This window comes from Streptomyces sp. NPDC086549 (genome assembly GCF_044746205.1).
Classification (GTDB): Bacteria; Actinomycetota; Actinomycetes; order Streptomycetales; family Streptomycetaceae; genus Streptomyces.
Window position 1 is genome coordinate 241187 of sequence record NZ_JBIVBS010000014.1, and the last position, 14957, is coordinate 256143.

The window sequence follows — 14957 nt, forward strand, 5'->3', positions numbered from 1 at the left end:
CTCGCAGCAGGGTGTCGACCGCGGCTTCGACGGCTTGCGCGGTCAGGCTGTGCCGTCCCATGTGGAGCCCTCGGAGGCATTCGCCGGAAGAGTCTTGTTGAGGAAGGTGCCGATCTCGTCGCGGCGGCGGGCCAGGCGGTCACGTACGAGTGGCAGTGGATCTTCACCCCCAGGCTCCGGCAGCGCCGGCTCGCCTCCTGGAAGACGTACTTCCACGTGTGCAGCGTCAGCGGCATGCCCTCCTCGGATAACCACAGGGCTGCCGGTTCAAGCCCTCTGGCCGTATGGATCAGAAGTCGGCGGCGCTCCGGCGGCCGCAACTCCTCGATTCCCCGCCACCGGCCCTGCCAGTGCACCCGTGGGCGGACCGGGTCCTCGATAACCAGGGCGTTTCGGATGCGCTCGTACCGGCCTGTGATCCGGGCCCGTTCGACCGCTTCCGCCCGGTCGATCTCGATGTAGTCCATGACCGAGCGCAGCGTGCTGTCGGGCACATACACATCGCGGGCCGATCCGTACTTCGCCGCCGGAAGCCAATAGCGGTAGTAAGCGCGCGAACCATCCCGGTCGGGCACCTCATACAGCGTCAGGGATGCCTGCTCCTCCAACCGTGGCCCCGTACAACCGGAGAGGGCACGTGATCGACACCAGCGACATCGGCCTCTTCCTCGGCCTGGACGTCGGCACGGGCGAACACCACGCCACCGCCATCACCCCCACCGGGAAGAAGGCCTTCGACAAGCGGCTCGCCAACAGCGAGCCCGAACTCCGCGAGGTCTTCGGCAAATTGCAGGCCAAACTCGGCACCGTGCTCGTCGTGGTCGACCAGCCGGCCTCCATCGGCCCCCTGCCCATCGCTGCTCCCTGGTGAGGGTGACCCGCAAATATGAGCAAAGCATGACCAAACACCACCACTTCTTGCGGAATCGGCGGGGAGCACGGCCCTCTTGCCAACGCGCTGACCAGCGAAGACGTCGACGCCCAGAGGCACGGACGATTCGGACAGCCGACAGTGAATCTGCAGGTCAAGGCACGCTTTGCGTATCTAGGCAAGCGGACTTCTGCGGAACCCCGGAACCGGCGGGCCCGTCTGAGAGGTGTCAGCGCGTATCGATCGCCGCCTCGGCTGCTGCCTTGATCCGGGCGCCGAAGGCCTCGGCGTCCTTGCGGGCGGCGACGAGTGCGAGGCCGACGAGGAGCTTGCCCAGCCCGTGGCCTTCCAGAACGTTGAAGATACGGACCCGGGTCCTGCCGCCGGCCAGCGGCTCCAGGTCGTAGCCTCCTTCGCGTACCGTCACGCTGTTCTTCGACACCTCGGCCCACCGCACCTTCACCGGGGCCTCGAGGACGGTGATGCGGAACTCCCTGGCGGTCTTCATCCCGGCGTCCTTGACTGTGCTCCGGAAGACCGTACCCACGGTGGTCGGGGCGTCGGGAACCCGCTCGATCCTGAGCACGCGGGGGCTGAACTGCGGATCGTTGCGTCCATCGGCGAGGTAGCCGAACACTGCCTCAACAGGCCGATCGACCTCGACCGTCGCTTCAAACTTTCCTGACATGGACACTCCTCATCGCTTGAGCCGCAACGCGCCCGCGGCCCCTTCGGAAAACGTCGGCCAGACCGCTGGGCCGACGGGGGTACTGCTCAGTGCACGCGCGAAGGAAGGCAGGGGCCACGCCGCCCGTCCTGTCGTGGCGGCGCCTCGACCGTACGGCGCCACCAGGCGTGTCGCCAGGCGAGCGGCACTGCGAGGGCGCGGCCCCGACTCAGCTCCAAGTCCTCGCGGCAGGTTGCTTACTTGAAGGTGAAACGTGGCCGGGCCGGAGGGAAGTTCCACGGTTTCGCCCTACGGCACGTCCTGCATGATGGCGTGGTCTGCCAGCGAACTCGGAGCGGATTACTACGACCGGCATGTCCGGTTCCGCGGTTCCCGATGACAAGGCTCGCGACGATCGGCTCAGTCTTCGGCGGCTGCACGGAGAGTGCCGTCGACGAACTTTGCCCCCAGGTGTTGCAGGACGGCCTGACTGTCCCGGACGGCATGGGCGCCGGCTTCTGGAGCACCGGCCTGCCGGTGCCGTGAAGGTCCGCAACCACCAGCTCACGAACCGGGCGATCGCATCTGCTTCGTCCTGGCCGCCGCGGTCGCTACCCGCGAGATCCTAGGGATCTGGGCCGGCGGCGACGGCGCCAAGCGTCGGCTGCAGGTTTTCGCCGAGCGGCGAGCGATGCGGTGGCCGCGGGTCGTCCCCACCGGTGCCGCACCTTTTCAAAGGTGGGGTCGGCGCTTGTGCTCCACCGTGAGAAAGGCCAGCTCGGTCGGTCCGTCGTTGTACAGATCGTGAAGGATGTACTCGCCGTCGGGGAAGGTGAAGTGGCGGGTATCGCCGGCCCGGTAAGAGACCCGTCGGGTCGTACCGTCGTCGGTGTGCTGCACGCTGGACCCGTCGGTGAGGGCGGTCCAGAAGTAGTCGAGAACATGCCGGTGGGCAGGTACTCGTCCGCCTGGGGCCAGTCGGATGCTCCATACCTTCACCTCGTCGGTTTCCGACAGCAGGACGGAGCCGACCTGGTGGTTGTGGGCGTTGTCGACGAACTCCTGTCGAAGCTGCGGGCTCCATCCGTCGAAGTTCTCCGCGATGAGTTCACCGGCCAGCGGTGACGTGCGCGGTTGAGTCATCTCGGTCATGTGTCCTCTGCTGGGCGTTGATGGTGATGTCTTCGTTGGCCACATCCGCCTCTATGTGCCGCATGTGACTTCGTTGGGCGGTGCGGCTCCTCTCCGGCCGATCCGGCCGGAGGCGCGCCTTGGTGGAACCCGCTGGTTGCCTCGGATCCGCCTATGGCGAACGGGCGCCGACCCCTCCTGTGACCCGCCACGACCATACGGCGTACATGGCCGATGTACAGGTGAACATGTACAGAGTATAGTTGTCAACCATGAAGAAGACTGCGAGCGATGGGCGGACGCGCGAGAGGCTCACTCGCGAGGCCATCGCTGACGGTGCTGTGGCGCTGGCGGATGCCGAGGGCCTGGAGGCGGTCACCATCCGCCGCCTCGCCAAGGATCACGGCGTGTCGCCGATGGCGTTGTACTGGCACTTCAAGGAGAAGGATCAACTCCTGGATGGCATTGCCGAACGCCTTTTCACTGGCGTCGACCTGCCGCCAGTGAGTGCGGAGCCTTGGCCTGAGCAGCTGCGAGGGGTGCTGGAGGCACTTCTGGCCGCCCTGCGACCCCACCCGGCGGTGGCCGGGCTGGTGACCACTCGCATTCTCACCTCGGAGGCGGGTCTGAACGTTGCCGAGCGCACCCTCTCCCATCTGAGGCAGGCCGGGTTCTCGCCGGAGCATGCCGCCGAGATCGGCAGTTACCTCCTGAGCGCGGTCGTCACCCTCGTTACGAGCGAGCCCGGCCAGCGGCACGGCGACGACGAGGAGGCCCATGAGGATGCCATCCGCGTCAGGGCGGCCTCGCTCGGCGCACTGTCCCCGCGCCGCTACCCCAATATCGTCGCCTCAGCCGGCGCCCTGGCGGCCTGCGCGAGCCCAGATGCCTACTACAGCCTGGGCCTGGACATGCTGATCACGGGCATCAGCGGAATCGCCACCGAGCCCGCGAAGGCCGAGGCTGAGGCGGCTTCCTGACAACGGCGCGCCACGCAGCGTGCTGCCGGGCCGTTCCGCCGGTGCCGGGCGGGGCCTGCGTCGGTGCGATCCCGCTCCAGAGGTGCGCGTAGCGCGGCAGCCCAACCTCCTTGCGTGGTGGCATTCTTGCCGCGCCGACCGCTCAACGGGGTCGGGCTGCCGGCCGCCCCGTTGCCGCACCCGGCTTCCGATGAACGGCGCCTGGTCATCTGCGGGCGGTGGCTGAGCGCTCCGCGCGGGCCTCTTGGGCGGCCAGGTCGGCCTCGGGCTTTCCGGGGGACACGCGCGCCGTCGTCGAGCTGCCGGCTCGGCTCCCAGGCGCCGACCGCGGTTCCACGATCGGCGCCCGGGCCAGAGGGCTGTGCCCGCCCACCTTGCCTCCATGGCGCCTGCCAGGTGGGCTCATCAAAGCTCACCTTGCGGTGGGCCCGGACCGCGACCGTCAACGCGATGAACTCGGTACATGCTCCATGGGCCACGCCGGTAGCGGGTGTGTCTCCGACTCCAGGGGAGCACCGCCACCCGCACGCCGGGGCGCCGAGCCGTACTTCATACATGTGTCAACTGTCCTGTGTTCGGCGGGCGATGGTGAATGGCGCCGGGTGGTCCCAGCGGACCCCTGCGGTCGCTCCCCGTCCGGACCTTGGCCGGATGCCGAGCGACTGGGCACCGGCCACACGGGCACCGCCCGGTCCGAAGGTCGACCGATGCGAGGCGTCGGCCGGAATGCGTGATCGCAAGCCGAACCCGGCTGCCGACAAGTAGACGCGCTTCGTGTCGCCCGCAAGGAGCAGGATCGGCGAAACCGAGTCGCCCGGTCAGCCTCCTGTCCGATCAACCCGGCCTCTCAGGCCGACCGAGCCAGGGTCGAACATTAGTAAATGTACTTTGTACATGTATGCTGTATGGGTACGTGGCAGTTCTGCCGATTCTGGAGGCGAGCCATGCGACGAAGCCCCTGAGTCAACTTGGCCGTTCCGGCTCCAGCCCATGTCATCGTGGTGCTTCACGTGACGATCGTGAAAGTCGGACGGTCCCGCTACCAGGCGGACCTGAACTTCTCCGCCGACGGTCTGCAGTGGGTGATCAGTACCTGCACCCGGTTTTTCGGCGGCTCCCTGCAGCTGAGGGGGCTGCGGACCTGCTGGGATCCCGGCGGGGCTTCGCCCTCCCCAACGTTCTGGTGACTCCGACCTCTCTCAAGCTCGCACCCAGCGCGGAGCAGATCGCCGAGGCCGCAGCGACAGCCTGACGAGACGGTCCAGCGGTCCCAAGGGCTGCGCCGATCCCGCCCAGGGAAACGTCGCCCCCAACCATCGCAGCCGCTTCCTCCGGGTGCCAGCAGCCATGACGTGCCGTGACAACGGCCGGGAACTTGGGGCTCGCCTCTGTTCAAGGCACAAGACAACGCCACCCCAACCAGGAGGACCTCCTCATGTACGACGCCGACCCTGCACACGCCGCCGCACTGCTGAGGCACTTCGCCGACCTCCGCGACGGCACCCACGGAGACGCGGTCTCCCGTCGGGACAAGGAAGAGCTCTTCGCCGCCACGGTTGAGCTGCTCGACCCCTACGCCCGCCAGGCACTTGATGAGGTCAACGCCCACCTGCTCCTCGGGGCCGGGGAGGTCATCGCCACCGGCGCCCGGAAATCCAAAGGCGGCACAGAAGCGATCTGGGCGCTGACCTGGCCCGAGCAGCGGGTCGCAGGCGTCAACCCGATCATCCTCCATGCCTTCTACGGCACCGGATTCCACCACCCGCACCTGCGCGGCGGCACCGTGGGAGACTGGCCGCTGAACGCGTTCACACCCGAGCAGGCGGCCGCAGAATTCCCCACGCTGCGTGCCATCGCCTCCGCTGAGCTGCACAATCTCGTCTTCCAGCGCGACTACCGGATCATCCCGGCCACCATTCGCGGGCGCGCCTCATGAGCCTGCGCCTGTCGATCCTCGACCAGTCCCCGATCCCGGCCGGCGGAGCACCGGCTGAGGCGCTCACCGCCACCCGCCAGCTCGCCCGGAGCGCCGACGGCCTCGGATACCACCGCTTCTGGGTCGCCGAACACCACGGCGCTGCAAGCTTCGCCGGAACCGCCCCAGAGATCATGGTTGCCAGCCTCCTCGAGCACACCCGCCGACTGCGTATCGGCTCGGGCGGTGTGCTCCTGCCGCGTTACGAGCCGCTCAAGGTCGCCGAAGTCTTCCGCGTCCTGGGGGCACTCCACCCGGGGCGCGTCGACCTCGGCATCGGTCGGGCGGGGGGCATCGCGCGGGACTTTCCGCACAGGTTCGCCGAAGTCATCGATCTCCTCGGCAAGCCCTACCCCGGCTACACCCCGCCGGCCGTCTGGCTGCTCGGTGCCGGCAGCGGATCCGCCCGGCTCGCCGGCGCCCTCGGAACCCGCTACGCCTTTGCTCACTTCCTGAGCCCACGGCTGAGTACAGCCGCACTGGACGCATTCCAGGACAGTACGCGGCATGCCCCCGCACAGAGCGCACTCGCGGTACGGGCGGTCGTAGCGGAGACCGAAGCCAAGGCCCGAGAGCTGACCGCCGGCTTCCTGCTCTGGCGCAGTCGCAAGGACCTCGGCCATAACGAACCGTTCCCCTCGTCCACCACGGTGCGCAGCCATAGATGGAGCGTTGAGGAACACGCGCGAGCCTGCCGCAGCAGCCAGCAGCTGGTGGCCGGCACCCCCAAACAGGTCAAGGCTGAGCTCACCCGACTCGCCCATGCCCACCGGGTCGACGAGATCATCGTCAACACGCTCACCCACGACCCGGTCGACCGGCTGCGCTCGTACGAGCTTCTGGCGGAGGCCTTCCAGCTCGCCCCGGCTTAGGTACCCACCGCCGTCATGTCGGCCAGAGGACACAGGGAACGTCTGATGTACAGGCGCTCATCGAGTCACATCACGGCGGTCGGCCCATGCCTGCTCGACCCAGTGCCTTCGTAGGTGAGAGCGGAGAGCGAACATCGATGGGGCCCGGCAACGGTTCTTGATCGAAGTGTCCAGAGTTGTCGATCCGAACTGGCAGCACCCGGAGGACTCGGCTGGGGCGTGTCGGCATCGACGGACAGCATCCGGGCTGTGGACTTGAGACCGGAGCTTTCCGGATGCGGCCCGACCTGGAGAAGGCGCTGGCGGCGGCACGCCAGTCCAAGGAGCCCGCGCCCGAGGGGCCGGTCATCTTCACCAGCCACGAGCTCACGCACCTGGCCCGCGACGCTGCCGAGCCGATGACGCCGTCCGCCCAACTCCCGTGCGACGGCGTCCAGCTCGAACTCCTCACCGGCCCGCTCACCGGCATCTACGACCCCAATGGCAGGGGCGCGATGTTCTTCGCGGTGCTCTCCGTCGTCAGTCATCGTGTTGAGCTGGGCGAGGGTGTCGACTCCGGGACGGGGACGAGCTGGTTGCGGCGCAACCGCCCGATCTGGCCCTCGACCCCGCCCTTCTCGTGGGCGCCGCGGATTTCGGGCCGGCAGTAGAAGGCATCCAGGCCGCAAGTGCGAGCGGAACGCGGTCCAGCGCTCCGCCTCCCCTCGCTGCCGGGAGAAAGACCAGAACCCGGGCGACCGCAACCCGGAGGTTGTCGTTGCGGACCTTCCCGGTCGGCACCCGGCCCAGCACGGGGAAAGCGTGGAGGTGGCCCTCGAAGAATGTCTCCTGACGGCCGACGTGAAGATCAGGTGGACTGCCTCACCCGAGCGGGACTGCCGGAACGCGAACAGGCAGCAGGTCACCGGCTCGCCGGTCAACCTCGCCGTCACGTCCCCGAAGTCGATCTCCGACTCCGCCCCGGGCTGGTGGCCCTGTGGGGACGAACGCCTCCACCACACCCCGGTCGGCCTGGACCCGGATCCCCCGGCGGCGCGTGGCCACATACCCGCGGACCACCTGATACGAGATCTTGTCCGCACGGTCTCCCCGTGCTGCCGCATGATGCTCCTCGCACAAATGCCTTCCGGCCAGGAACGAGGGACACCCCTTGTCGCTCCGGGCCGGAAGGCAATGTGCTGGCCTGCTCGGGATCACGGCGGCCGGCCATGACGTGTCAGGGCACCTCGGTCATGTGGTCGGCTGTCCGGGGTTGACGGTGGAGCCCTTGGGCCCCCAGATACGGCGGTACGAACCGTGGACGAGCTCGTCGAGCAGCGACGGGCCCTGCGGCGCCCAGCCCAGTTCGGTGCGCGCCTTGGTCGAGTCCACCCGGCTGTTGCTGCCCAGGCCGGCGGCCGGCAAGAAGCCGAGGGCCTGGGCGAACTCCTCCTCGGTGGCCGAGACGGCGCTCCCGAAGCCGAACAGTTTCGCGATGGCCTCCGCGATGCGACGGAAGTCGCACTCGTCGGCGGCGAGGTTGTAGACGCTGCCGGCGGGGGCGTGTTCCAGCGCGAGCAGGTAGGCGTCGGCCAGGTCATCGAGATAGACGTTGCCGTACCGGTTCAGGCCGCGGCCGAGGTAGCGGCTCACGCCGTCGCGCAGGGAGGCGTGGAGCATCATGGGAAGCTGCTCGCTGCCGCCGTAGCCGTAGATCATGGAGGGGCGCAGCACGATGGTGTGCTCGCCGGCCTGTGCGGCTTCCTGCATCATGACGTCCAGGCTGTAGCGGGGCGCCAGCGGGGGGATGGGGGTGTAACCGTCGTCCTCGGTGTGGACGATGCCGGTGGGCTCTCCCCCGGCGAGGTCGGTGTAGATGCCGGTGCCGCTGGTCCTGATGAAGCGCTTTCCGGTGCCGGCGATGGCCTTCAGCAGAGTGGCGGTGGACGCGGGGTGGTCGGCGCTCGCGGTCTCGATGACAGCGTCCGCGCCTTCCACCGCAGCGTGGAGCGAGTCCGCGTCGTCGAGTGCACCGTGCACGGGCTCGATGCCGGCCCTGGTCAGTGTGCGTATGCCGAGTTCGTTGCGGACCAGGCCGGTGACGTCGTGCCGAGCGGTGAGCAGTCGCTGGGCGACCGCCCGGCCGATGTAGCCGGTCGCGCCGGTGATGAGTACCTTCATGATCGTCTCTCTTGGTGGGGGGTGGAGTGCGATGGGACAGGGGGTGTCCCGCACGGTCGGCGCCTACTGGAAGTAACTCACCGTACGCGCAGGGTCTTGAGGGTGCGCAGTGACGCGGTGAGCAGTTCGGCGTAGCCGGCCTTGCTCATCCGGGCTGGGGGGTCGAAGCCGAGCAGGTGCTGGCTGGACACGTTCTGGGGTTCCGTGTACTTGAGGAGGCCTGCCCGGCCGTGGCGGCGTCCGAGGCCGGAGTCCTTCATGCCGCCCATCGGGGCGCCCTGGGAGGCGTATGCGGAGGCGTAGCCCTCGTTGATGTTCACGGTGCCCGCTTCGATTCGGGCGGCGATCCGGCGGGCTCGGCGGACGTCGCGGCTGAAGACGCTGGCATTGAGCCCGTAGACGGAGTCGTTGGCAGCGCGCACCGCCTCCTCCTCGCTCTCGAACGGGTAGACGGACACCACCGGCCCGAATGTCTCGTCCCGCCACAGCGGCACCTCAGGGGTGACGCCGGTGAGCACGGTCGGCTCGTAGAAGAAGGGGCCGAGGTCCGGACGTGCCCGGCCGCCCGCCACGACGGTCGCACCTGCGGCGCGGGCCTCCTCGACCTGGCTGCTGATCCGGTCCAACTGCCCCTGGGAGGTGAGTGAGCCCATGTCAGCCGTGAAGTCCAGCTGCGCCCCCAGCTTCATGGCCCGGACGCGTGCGCCGAAGCGTGTGACGAACTGCTCGTACAGCGAAGAGTGGACGTAGATGCGCTCGACCGATACGCACAGCTGTCCGGAGCTTGCGAAGCAGGCTCGAACGGCGGCCTCCACGGTGTGGTCGAGGTCGGCATCGGCCAGCACCAGGAGCGGGTTCTTGCCGCCGAGTTCGAGGGAGCAGCCGATCAGGCGTCGACCGGCCTGTTCGGCGATCGTGCGGCCGACGGCCGTGGAGCCGGTGAAGCCGATGAAGTCGGCGTGCTCCATCATGGGCCCCCCAACCACTTTCGAGCGCCCCAACACCACCTGCCACAGGTCTGCGGGAAGGCCCAGCTCCTGGAGCAGCGCGCGGGGCCAGAGGCTGGACAGCGCGGTCTGGTTGTCGGGCTTGTGGACCACCGCGTTGCCGGCCAGCAGGGCCGGGATCACGTCCATGCCGAGGGCAAGGGGGTAGTTCCACGGCGTGATGATGCCTACGACGCCCTTCGGGTGAGGTGTCTCGACCGCCTGGGTGAGCAGGGGGAAGGCTCCTTGCCTGCGATGGGGCCGCAGGACCTTCGGGGCCTGCCGGGCGGCGTACAGGGTCGACGACGCCGCTTCCATCAGTTCCTCGAAGGCGTGGTGGCGAGCCTTGCCGTTCTCCCACTGGAGCAGATCGAGGATCTCGTTCCGGCGGGACAGCATGAGGTCATGGAGCCGCAGGAAGGGCTCAGCTCTGCGACGTGCCGGCAGGGCCGCCCAACTGCGCTGGGCCTCGCGCGCAGCGGCGAAGGCAGCTGCAACATCCGCCGCCGTGGACTGAGGGAGAACGGCGAGCGTGTCGCCGGTGAACGGGGCCGTCGTGGCCACGGGCTCGCCGCTGGCCACGACTCCTGCCGTCAGCCTCCGGACCAGTGGGGCATCCGGCCGTCCCGCGCCGACAGCGGAAGTACTCCTTCGACTCTCCAAGGACTGTCTCATCGGTCACCTCCAAACAGGATTCCGTCCATGCCATGGCGTTTGCACCGACACGGTGCACCATGCGATGTACATGGACGTTGTACAGGCAAACATGTACAACGTACAGGCGTCAAGCGAAAGGCGGCGCTTTGCGGGGGAGGCTCGATCGCGAGGCCGTCGCCAGCGCTGCGGTGGCAGCGGGGACGGCCGGTGGCCGGACGCCCTGAAGTGCGGGATGAGGGGCGGCCTTGTTGGTCGCGGGGGCGGAGTTCATGGTCGCGATGAACGCCGACCGGATCTTGGTCCGAGTGCAGACCTTCGCGGTGGGGATCGGGTCGCGCCGGACACGCTATGACCGGCCGCGCGCCAGGATCGCCCCCACCGCCTTGACAGCCGTACGCCGTACATGTTCACCTGTACGGCGTTCATGTACGTTGTACAGTTCATAAGGATGGGACATCAAATGACCGAGAACCGAGCGGGAGGCAGGCTCAATGCGCTGTCCAACCCGCTGACCCTGCGAAGTGGCATCACGCTGCCGAACCGGCTTGCGAAGGCCGCGACCAGTGAGCATCTGGCGGACCGTCACGGGGCGCCCACCAATCAGCTCATCACGGCCTACCGGGCACTGGCGCTCTCCGGCACCGGGTTGTTGATCAGCGGCAACGTGATGGTCGACGGTGCGGCGCTCGAAGCGCCGCGCAACGTGGTCATCGAGGACGGTCGACACCATGAGGAACTGCGCCGTTGGGCCTCTGTGACCGAGGGCACCGACGCTAAGTTCGTCCTTCAACTGTCACACCCTGGGCGGCAGACGATGCGCGGCAACGCCTTGCCCGGGCGTCGGCAGGACGTTGTGAGCTCCTCCGCGGTGCCCCTCGGCGTGGGCGGCAACGCGTTGTTCCGGTCGCCTCGCGCGCTGTCCGACGCGGAAGTCACCGCGATCATCGGCCGCTTCGCCCGCGCCGCCAAGGTCGCCGCCGATGCCGGCTTCCACGGCGTAGAGATCCATGCCGCACACGGCTACCTGTTCAACCAGTTCCTGTCGCCGCTGGTCAACCAGCGCACCGACCGCTGGGGCGGCTCGCTGGAGAACCGCATGCGGCTGCTCATCGAGACGGTGCGCGAGGTCCGGGCGGCAACCTCGGACCAGTTCCTGATCGTGGTCAAGCTGAATTCCGCCGACTTCCAGCGTGGTGGCTTCGACTCCGAGGACTCCCTGGCCGTCGCCCGGGCCCTGGAGGAGGAGGGCATCGACCTGTTGGAGATCTCCGGCGGAACGTTCGAGAGCGCCGCCATGGTCTCGGGCGCGCCGCAGCGGGAGTCGACCCGTAAACGGGAGGCCTACTTCCTTGAGTTCGCTGAGCGATTCTCCCAGGAGGTGTCGGTGCCACTCATGCTGACGGGCGGATTCCGCAGCCGGCAAGGCATGAACGACGCGCTGGACAGCGGTGCGGTCGACGTCGTCGGACTGGCACGCCCCATCACCTACGAGCCGGACCTGCCGCAGCGTCTCCTGGACGGAACCGCCGAGAAGAGCCTGGTGACGCCGAAGACCCTCGGCCACAAGAACATCGACGACCTCCTCAACAGCGCCTGGCACCAGCAGCAGATCGCCCGCCTGGGCCGTGGCAAGGCCGTTCGCCCCGATCGTGGTCCCGCCATCGCCCTCGTCATCGCGCTCCTCACCACGGCCCGGGACCTCGTGCTGCCTCAGCTGGCGCCAAGCTGACCGCAAAATCCCCCCGGCTCACGTGCCGCGGCGAGCCGCCCGGAATCGCTGACCTCGCCCTCAAGGAGAACACCATGGATCTGCAACTGACCGACAAGGTAGTGGTCGTCACCGGCGCCGCCTCAGGCATCGGGCAAGCCATCGCCCGTCTGCTCACCGAGGAAGGAGCCGTCGTGGCCGGTGTCGACCGCAATCCGGTCGGCACCGGTCTCTGAGCCAGCTCCTCATGCGCCCCGCGCGCCATTGATCACTCGGCCTGCCCGCGGGCGGCACTGCCCGCACATGTGTCCTGCTGTACACCCCGGACAAACCACGACGGGCGCGCCACGCTGAAAAGCCGGGCGAGGTTCCCAACTGCAGAGCGAATGGCGACGTGAGCGCTACAGCCATGCACTGACGTGGCGTGCATGCGCGTCACGCAGCTGCGCAGGTCAGGTCCAATCCGCTGCTCCGCCGGACCACCCCGGCCCAGCCCGCCGCCCCGGCCAGGACACTCGCTGACGGCACCGTGGGCGCCGCCTCCACGCGTACGCGGACCTCCAGCCCACTGGCACCCGCTCAGCAGACCTTCGCCGTCTCGGCCACCGCAGTCAGGATTCTCCAGGCTGATGTGTGTCTCACGAGACACACCAACGCCCACCCGCGGGGGTGGGCGCACGGGGTTGAGTGCGGGATCGGTCAGTTCTGGCAGGGGTCCCTCTGGGTTGGCGAGAGGTCCCTGCCCTGGGTCATGCCCGCGACTATGAGCGGCTCGTGCAGCACTCGGAGGCGCTCATATCCCGGGCCGCCATCAGTGCCTGTTTCACATTCCGTGGACCTTGTAGGGGTATAGCCGCAGTGGGCCCAAAAGGGACCGTGGGGTGATCTTGAAGTCGAACGGCGGGTGGTCGGTCTCGGTGAGCTCGGGTTCCGGCCGAAGTCCCGTGTTCGGGTGTAGGTGTCTGCGTTGCTGGCTAGCGTGATCGTCGTCTACCTGCCGTACGACGAGAGGACTGCAGGTGCCCGAGTTGGAAACGGGAGTTCGCCCGTGATCTGGGAAGGGGGCGTTCGTGAGGATCGGGTCCGTGAAGCGGCCTGAACATGTTGCTGTCATCGGAGTGGGCATCCTCGGAGCCAGCGTGGGCTGGAACCTGTCCCGGCACGGCGCCAAGGTGATCTTCATCGACGCAGGCCAGCCAGGCGAAGGCGTCACCAACTGGTCTTTCTCGTGGGTCAACGCCAGCAACAAGACCGCGCGCAAGTCCTACTTCGACCTGAACGTCGCGGGCATGGCAGCCTACCGTGAGCTCGCCAGGGCCATCGGGCCAGACTCATGGTGGTATCCCAGCGGCCACCTGCGCTGGGCAGACGATCCCGCAGCGGAAGCGAAGCTCCTGAAAACAGCCGAACTGCTGGCTGGCTGGGACTACCGGGTCGAGGTGTACACGGGGGCCGAGGTGCGCCGCCGCCTCGAACCTGCTCTCACGATGCCCGGCGAGATTCCGGTCTTGTTCTACCCCGACGAAGCCTGGGTGCACGGACGTCATCTCGTCGGCCGCCTGGTCGGCCAGGCCGTCGCATCCGGCGCCGAGCTCCGGTCCGGCACCGCAGTCTGTGACATCGGCACCGGTGCCGACGGGAGCATCCGGGCAGTTGCGCTATCCGATGGGAGCCATCTCGACGTCGACATCGTCGTGAACGCAGCGGGCCCCAGCGCCTCTCACGTCGCCGGGCTCATCGCACGGCACTTGCCGATGCGCCGGGAACCCGGCGTCGTCACCCGGATCGGCTGTGCTCAGGTCCCGGTTCACCGGGCGATGCACGCGCCTCACATCGAGATCCGCCCTGACGGAGACGCTTCGGTGGTCCTCCACAGCCGCGAGATCGACGCACTCATCGACACAGGCGAAGATCCAGCGCAACTCGCACGGCTGCTCCACGAATCGGCGCGGCAGGTCGTTCCCGAGCTCGGCAACTCCCGCATTGCGCAGGCACGGGTAGCCGACCGGCCCATCCCAGTCGACGGATTCCCCTCGGTGGGAGCAGTGCCGTCTGTGCCGGGCTACTACGAGGCCGTTACCCACAGCGGTATCACGCTCGCGCCGGTAATCGGCCAGCTGCTTGCTTCGGAGATCCTCAGCGGGAAGAGAGATGACATGCTTGCGGACTTCCGCCCGGAGCGGTTCCCCCCGTGACAGCCCGGGCAAGCGCCACCACACAGCGTCTGCCGGTCAGACCCCTTCCTTCCGTACGAGCCCCACCAGCACGGCAACCAGCGGATCAAGGACCGCCAAGCTGACGAAGAAGATCTGCAAGGCAACCTGCTGAAACGACGCATAGGCATGTATCCCGCCCCGGGCCACGTCGAGAAGGTGAGCACAGGTTCCCTCGACGAATCCGATCACGTACACCGCGAGAACCCATCGCGCCCACACCGGCTGCCCGCCCCACTGTTCCCGCAGCTCAAGCCCCACCGGGCCACCACTTTGTCGGTAATGGTGGAGATGGTCTGCTTGGACACCTCCGCGCCATACACCTCAGCCAGATGAGCCGAGATCTCCCCGTGTGTGAAGCCCTTCGCGGACAACGACAGCACCATCTCATCAGCGCCGGTCAGGCGGCGCTGGCGCTTATTGACGATCTGCGGCTCGAAGCTGCCGGCAGTGTCACGCGGCACCTTCACCTCAACCGGCCCGACTTCACCTCAACCGGCCCGACTTCGGTCAGCACGGTCTTCGCCCGGGTGCCGTTACGGCTGTTGCCATTGTTCTTCCCGGCCGGATCGTGCTTCTCATAGCCGACAAGGTCGGTGATCCCGCCCTCCAGGGCGGACTCCAGGACCCGCTTGGTCAGCATCTGCAACAGCCCGCCCTCGCCGGTCAGTTGCAATCCTTCGCTGCGGGCCCGCTCGACCAGCATCGTGACGAGCTGCTCGTCTGACGCGGCCGAC

14 protein-coding genes and 3 pseudogenes are annotated in these 14957 nt (G+C 67.9%); 11 read left to right on the forward strand and 6 right to left on the reverse strand.

The window, feature by feature from the left end:
* Positions 1-592: 592 nt before the first annotated feature.
* A pseudogene (locus ACIPSA_RS36285) lies at positions 593-856 on the forward strand (transposase); the annotation flags it as partial.
* 244 nt (positions 857-1100) lie between these two features.
* Here the strand turns inward: ACIPSA_RS36285 and ACIPSA_RS36290 are convergent.
* Complete coding sequence (locus tag ACIPSA_RS36290) at positions 1101-1559, reverse strand: SRPBCC family protein (RefSeq protein WP_402642543.1); 459 nt, start codon at positions 1557-1559, stop codon at positions 1101-1103.
* Between the two features lie 375 nt (positions 1560-1934).
* Between ACIPSA_RS36290 and ACIPSA_RS36295 the strand changes: the two genes are divergently transcribed.
* Positions 1935-2084, forward strand: coding sequence for a hypothetical protein (locus tag ACIPSA_RS36295; protein ID WP_402642545.1), 150 nt, complete (start codon positions 1935-1937; stop codon positions 2082-2084).
* Between the two features lie 186 nt (positions 2085-2270).
* Here the strand turns inward: ACIPSA_RS36295 and ACIPSA_RS36300 are convergent, their stop codons facing one another.
* Positions 2271-2690, reverse strand: a complete 420-nt coding sequence (locus tag ACIPSA_RS36300; RefSeq protein WP_402642547.1) for a hypothetical protein — start codon at positions 2688-2690, stop codon at positions 2271-2273.
* A gap of 251 nt (positions 2691-2941) precedes the next feature.
* Between ACIPSA_RS36300 and ACIPSA_RS36305 the strand changes: the two genes are divergently transcribed.
* The 5 genes from ACIPSA_RS36305 (at position 2942) to ACIPSA_RS36325 (ending at position 7146) form a co-directional block, all read left to right on the forward strand.
* The gene (locus ACIPSA_RS36305) at positions 2942-3649 is read left to right on the forward strand and encodes a TetR/AcrR family transcriptional regulator (protein ID WP_402642549.1); all 708 of its coding nucleotides are present in this window, start codon (positions 2942-2944) and stop codon (positions 3647-3649) included.
* Between the two features lie 1010 nt (positions 3650-4659).
* Complete coding sequence (locus ACIPSA_RS36310) at positions 4660-4836, forward strand: hypothetical protein (RefSeq protein ID WP_402642551.1); 177 nt, start codon at positions 4660-4662, stop codon at positions 4834-4836.
* A 248-nt stretch (positions 4837-5084) separates the two neighbouring features.
* Complete coding sequence (locus tag ACIPSA_RS36315; protein WP_402642552.1) at positions 5085-5585, forward strand: hypothetical protein; 501 nt, start codon at positions 5085-5087, stop codon at positions 5583-5585.
* The gene (locus ACIPSA_RS36320) at positions 5582-6496 is read left to right on the forward strand and encodes an MsnO8 family LLM class oxidoreductase (protein ID WP_402642555.1); all 915 of its coding nucleotides are present in this window, start codon (positions 5582-5584) and stop codon (positions 6494-6496) included. Before ACIPSA_RS36315 ends, ACIPSA_RS36320 begins: the two co-directional genes overlap by 4 nt.
* A 275-nt stretch (positions 6497-6771) precedes the next feature.
* Positions 6772-7146, forward strand: a complete 375-nt coding sequence (locus ACIPSA_RS36325; RefSeq protein WP_402642557.1) for a hypothetical protein — start codon at positions 6772-6774, stop codon at positions 7144-7146.
* Between the two features lie 580 nt (positions 7147-7726).
* Here ACIPSA_RS36325 and ACIPSA_RS36330 read toward each other — a convergent pair.
* A complete protein-coding gene (locus ACIPSA_RS36330) occupies positions 7727-8656 on the reverse strand; it encodes an NAD-dependent epimerase/dehydratase family protein (RefSeq protein WP_402642559.1) in 930 nt (309 codons plus the stop codon).
* Positions 8657-8733: 77 nt separating this feature from the next.
* On the reverse strand, positions 8734-10317 hold the full coding sequence (locus tag ACIPSA_RS36335) for a succinic semialdehyde dehydrogenase (RefSeq protein WP_402642562.1): 1584 nt from the start codon (positions 10315-10317) through the stop codon (positions 8734-8736).
* A 442-nt stretch (positions 10318-10759) separates the two neighbouring features.
* Between ACIPSA_RS36335 and ACIPSA_RS36340 the strand changes: the two genes are divergently transcribed.
* The 4 genes and pseudogenes from ACIPSA_RS36340 (at position 10760) to ACIPSA_RS36355 (ending at position 14202) form a co-directional block, all read left to right on the forward strand.
* Positions 10760-12028, forward strand: coding sequence for an NADH:flavin oxidoreductase/NADH oxidase family protein (locus ACIPSA_RS36340; RefSeq protein ID WP_402642564.1), 1269 nt, complete (start codon positions 10760-10762; stop codon positions 12026-12028).
* Positions 12029-12102: 74 nt separating this feature from the next.
* Positions 12103-12243, forward strand: a complete 141-nt coding sequence (locus tag ACIPSA_RS36345) for an SDR family NAD(P)-dependent oxidoreductase (RefSeq protein ID WP_402642567.1) — start codon at positions 12103-12105, stop codon at positions 12241-12243.
* Positions 12244-12728: 485 nt separating this feature from the next.
* Positions 12729-12823: pseudogene (locus ACIPSA_RS36350) on the forward strand (IS5/IS1182 family transposase); the annotation flags it as partial.
* A gap of 269 nt (positions 12824-13092) precedes the next feature.
* The gene (locus ACIPSA_RS36355) at positions 13093-14202 is read left to right on the forward strand and encodes an NAD(P)/FAD-dependent oxidoreductase (RefSeq protein ID WP_402642569.1); all 1110 of its coding nucleotides are present in this window, start codon (positions 13093-13095) and stop codon (positions 14200-14202) included.
* Positions 14203-14238: 36 nt separating this feature from the next.
* Here the strand turns inward: ACIPSA_RS36355 and ACIPSA_RS36360 are convergent, their stop codons facing one another.
* Positions 14239-14481, reverse strand: coding sequence for a hypothetical protein (locus ACIPSA_RS36360; protein ID WP_402642748.1), 243 nt, complete (start codon positions 14479-14481; stop codon positions 14239-14241).
* A 5-nt stretch (positions 14482-14486) separates the two neighbouring features.
* Positions 14487-14926, reverse strand: a pseudogene (locus tag ACIPSA_RS36365) (transposase); the annotation flags it as partial.
* Positions 14927-14957 lie beyond the last annotated feature (31 nt).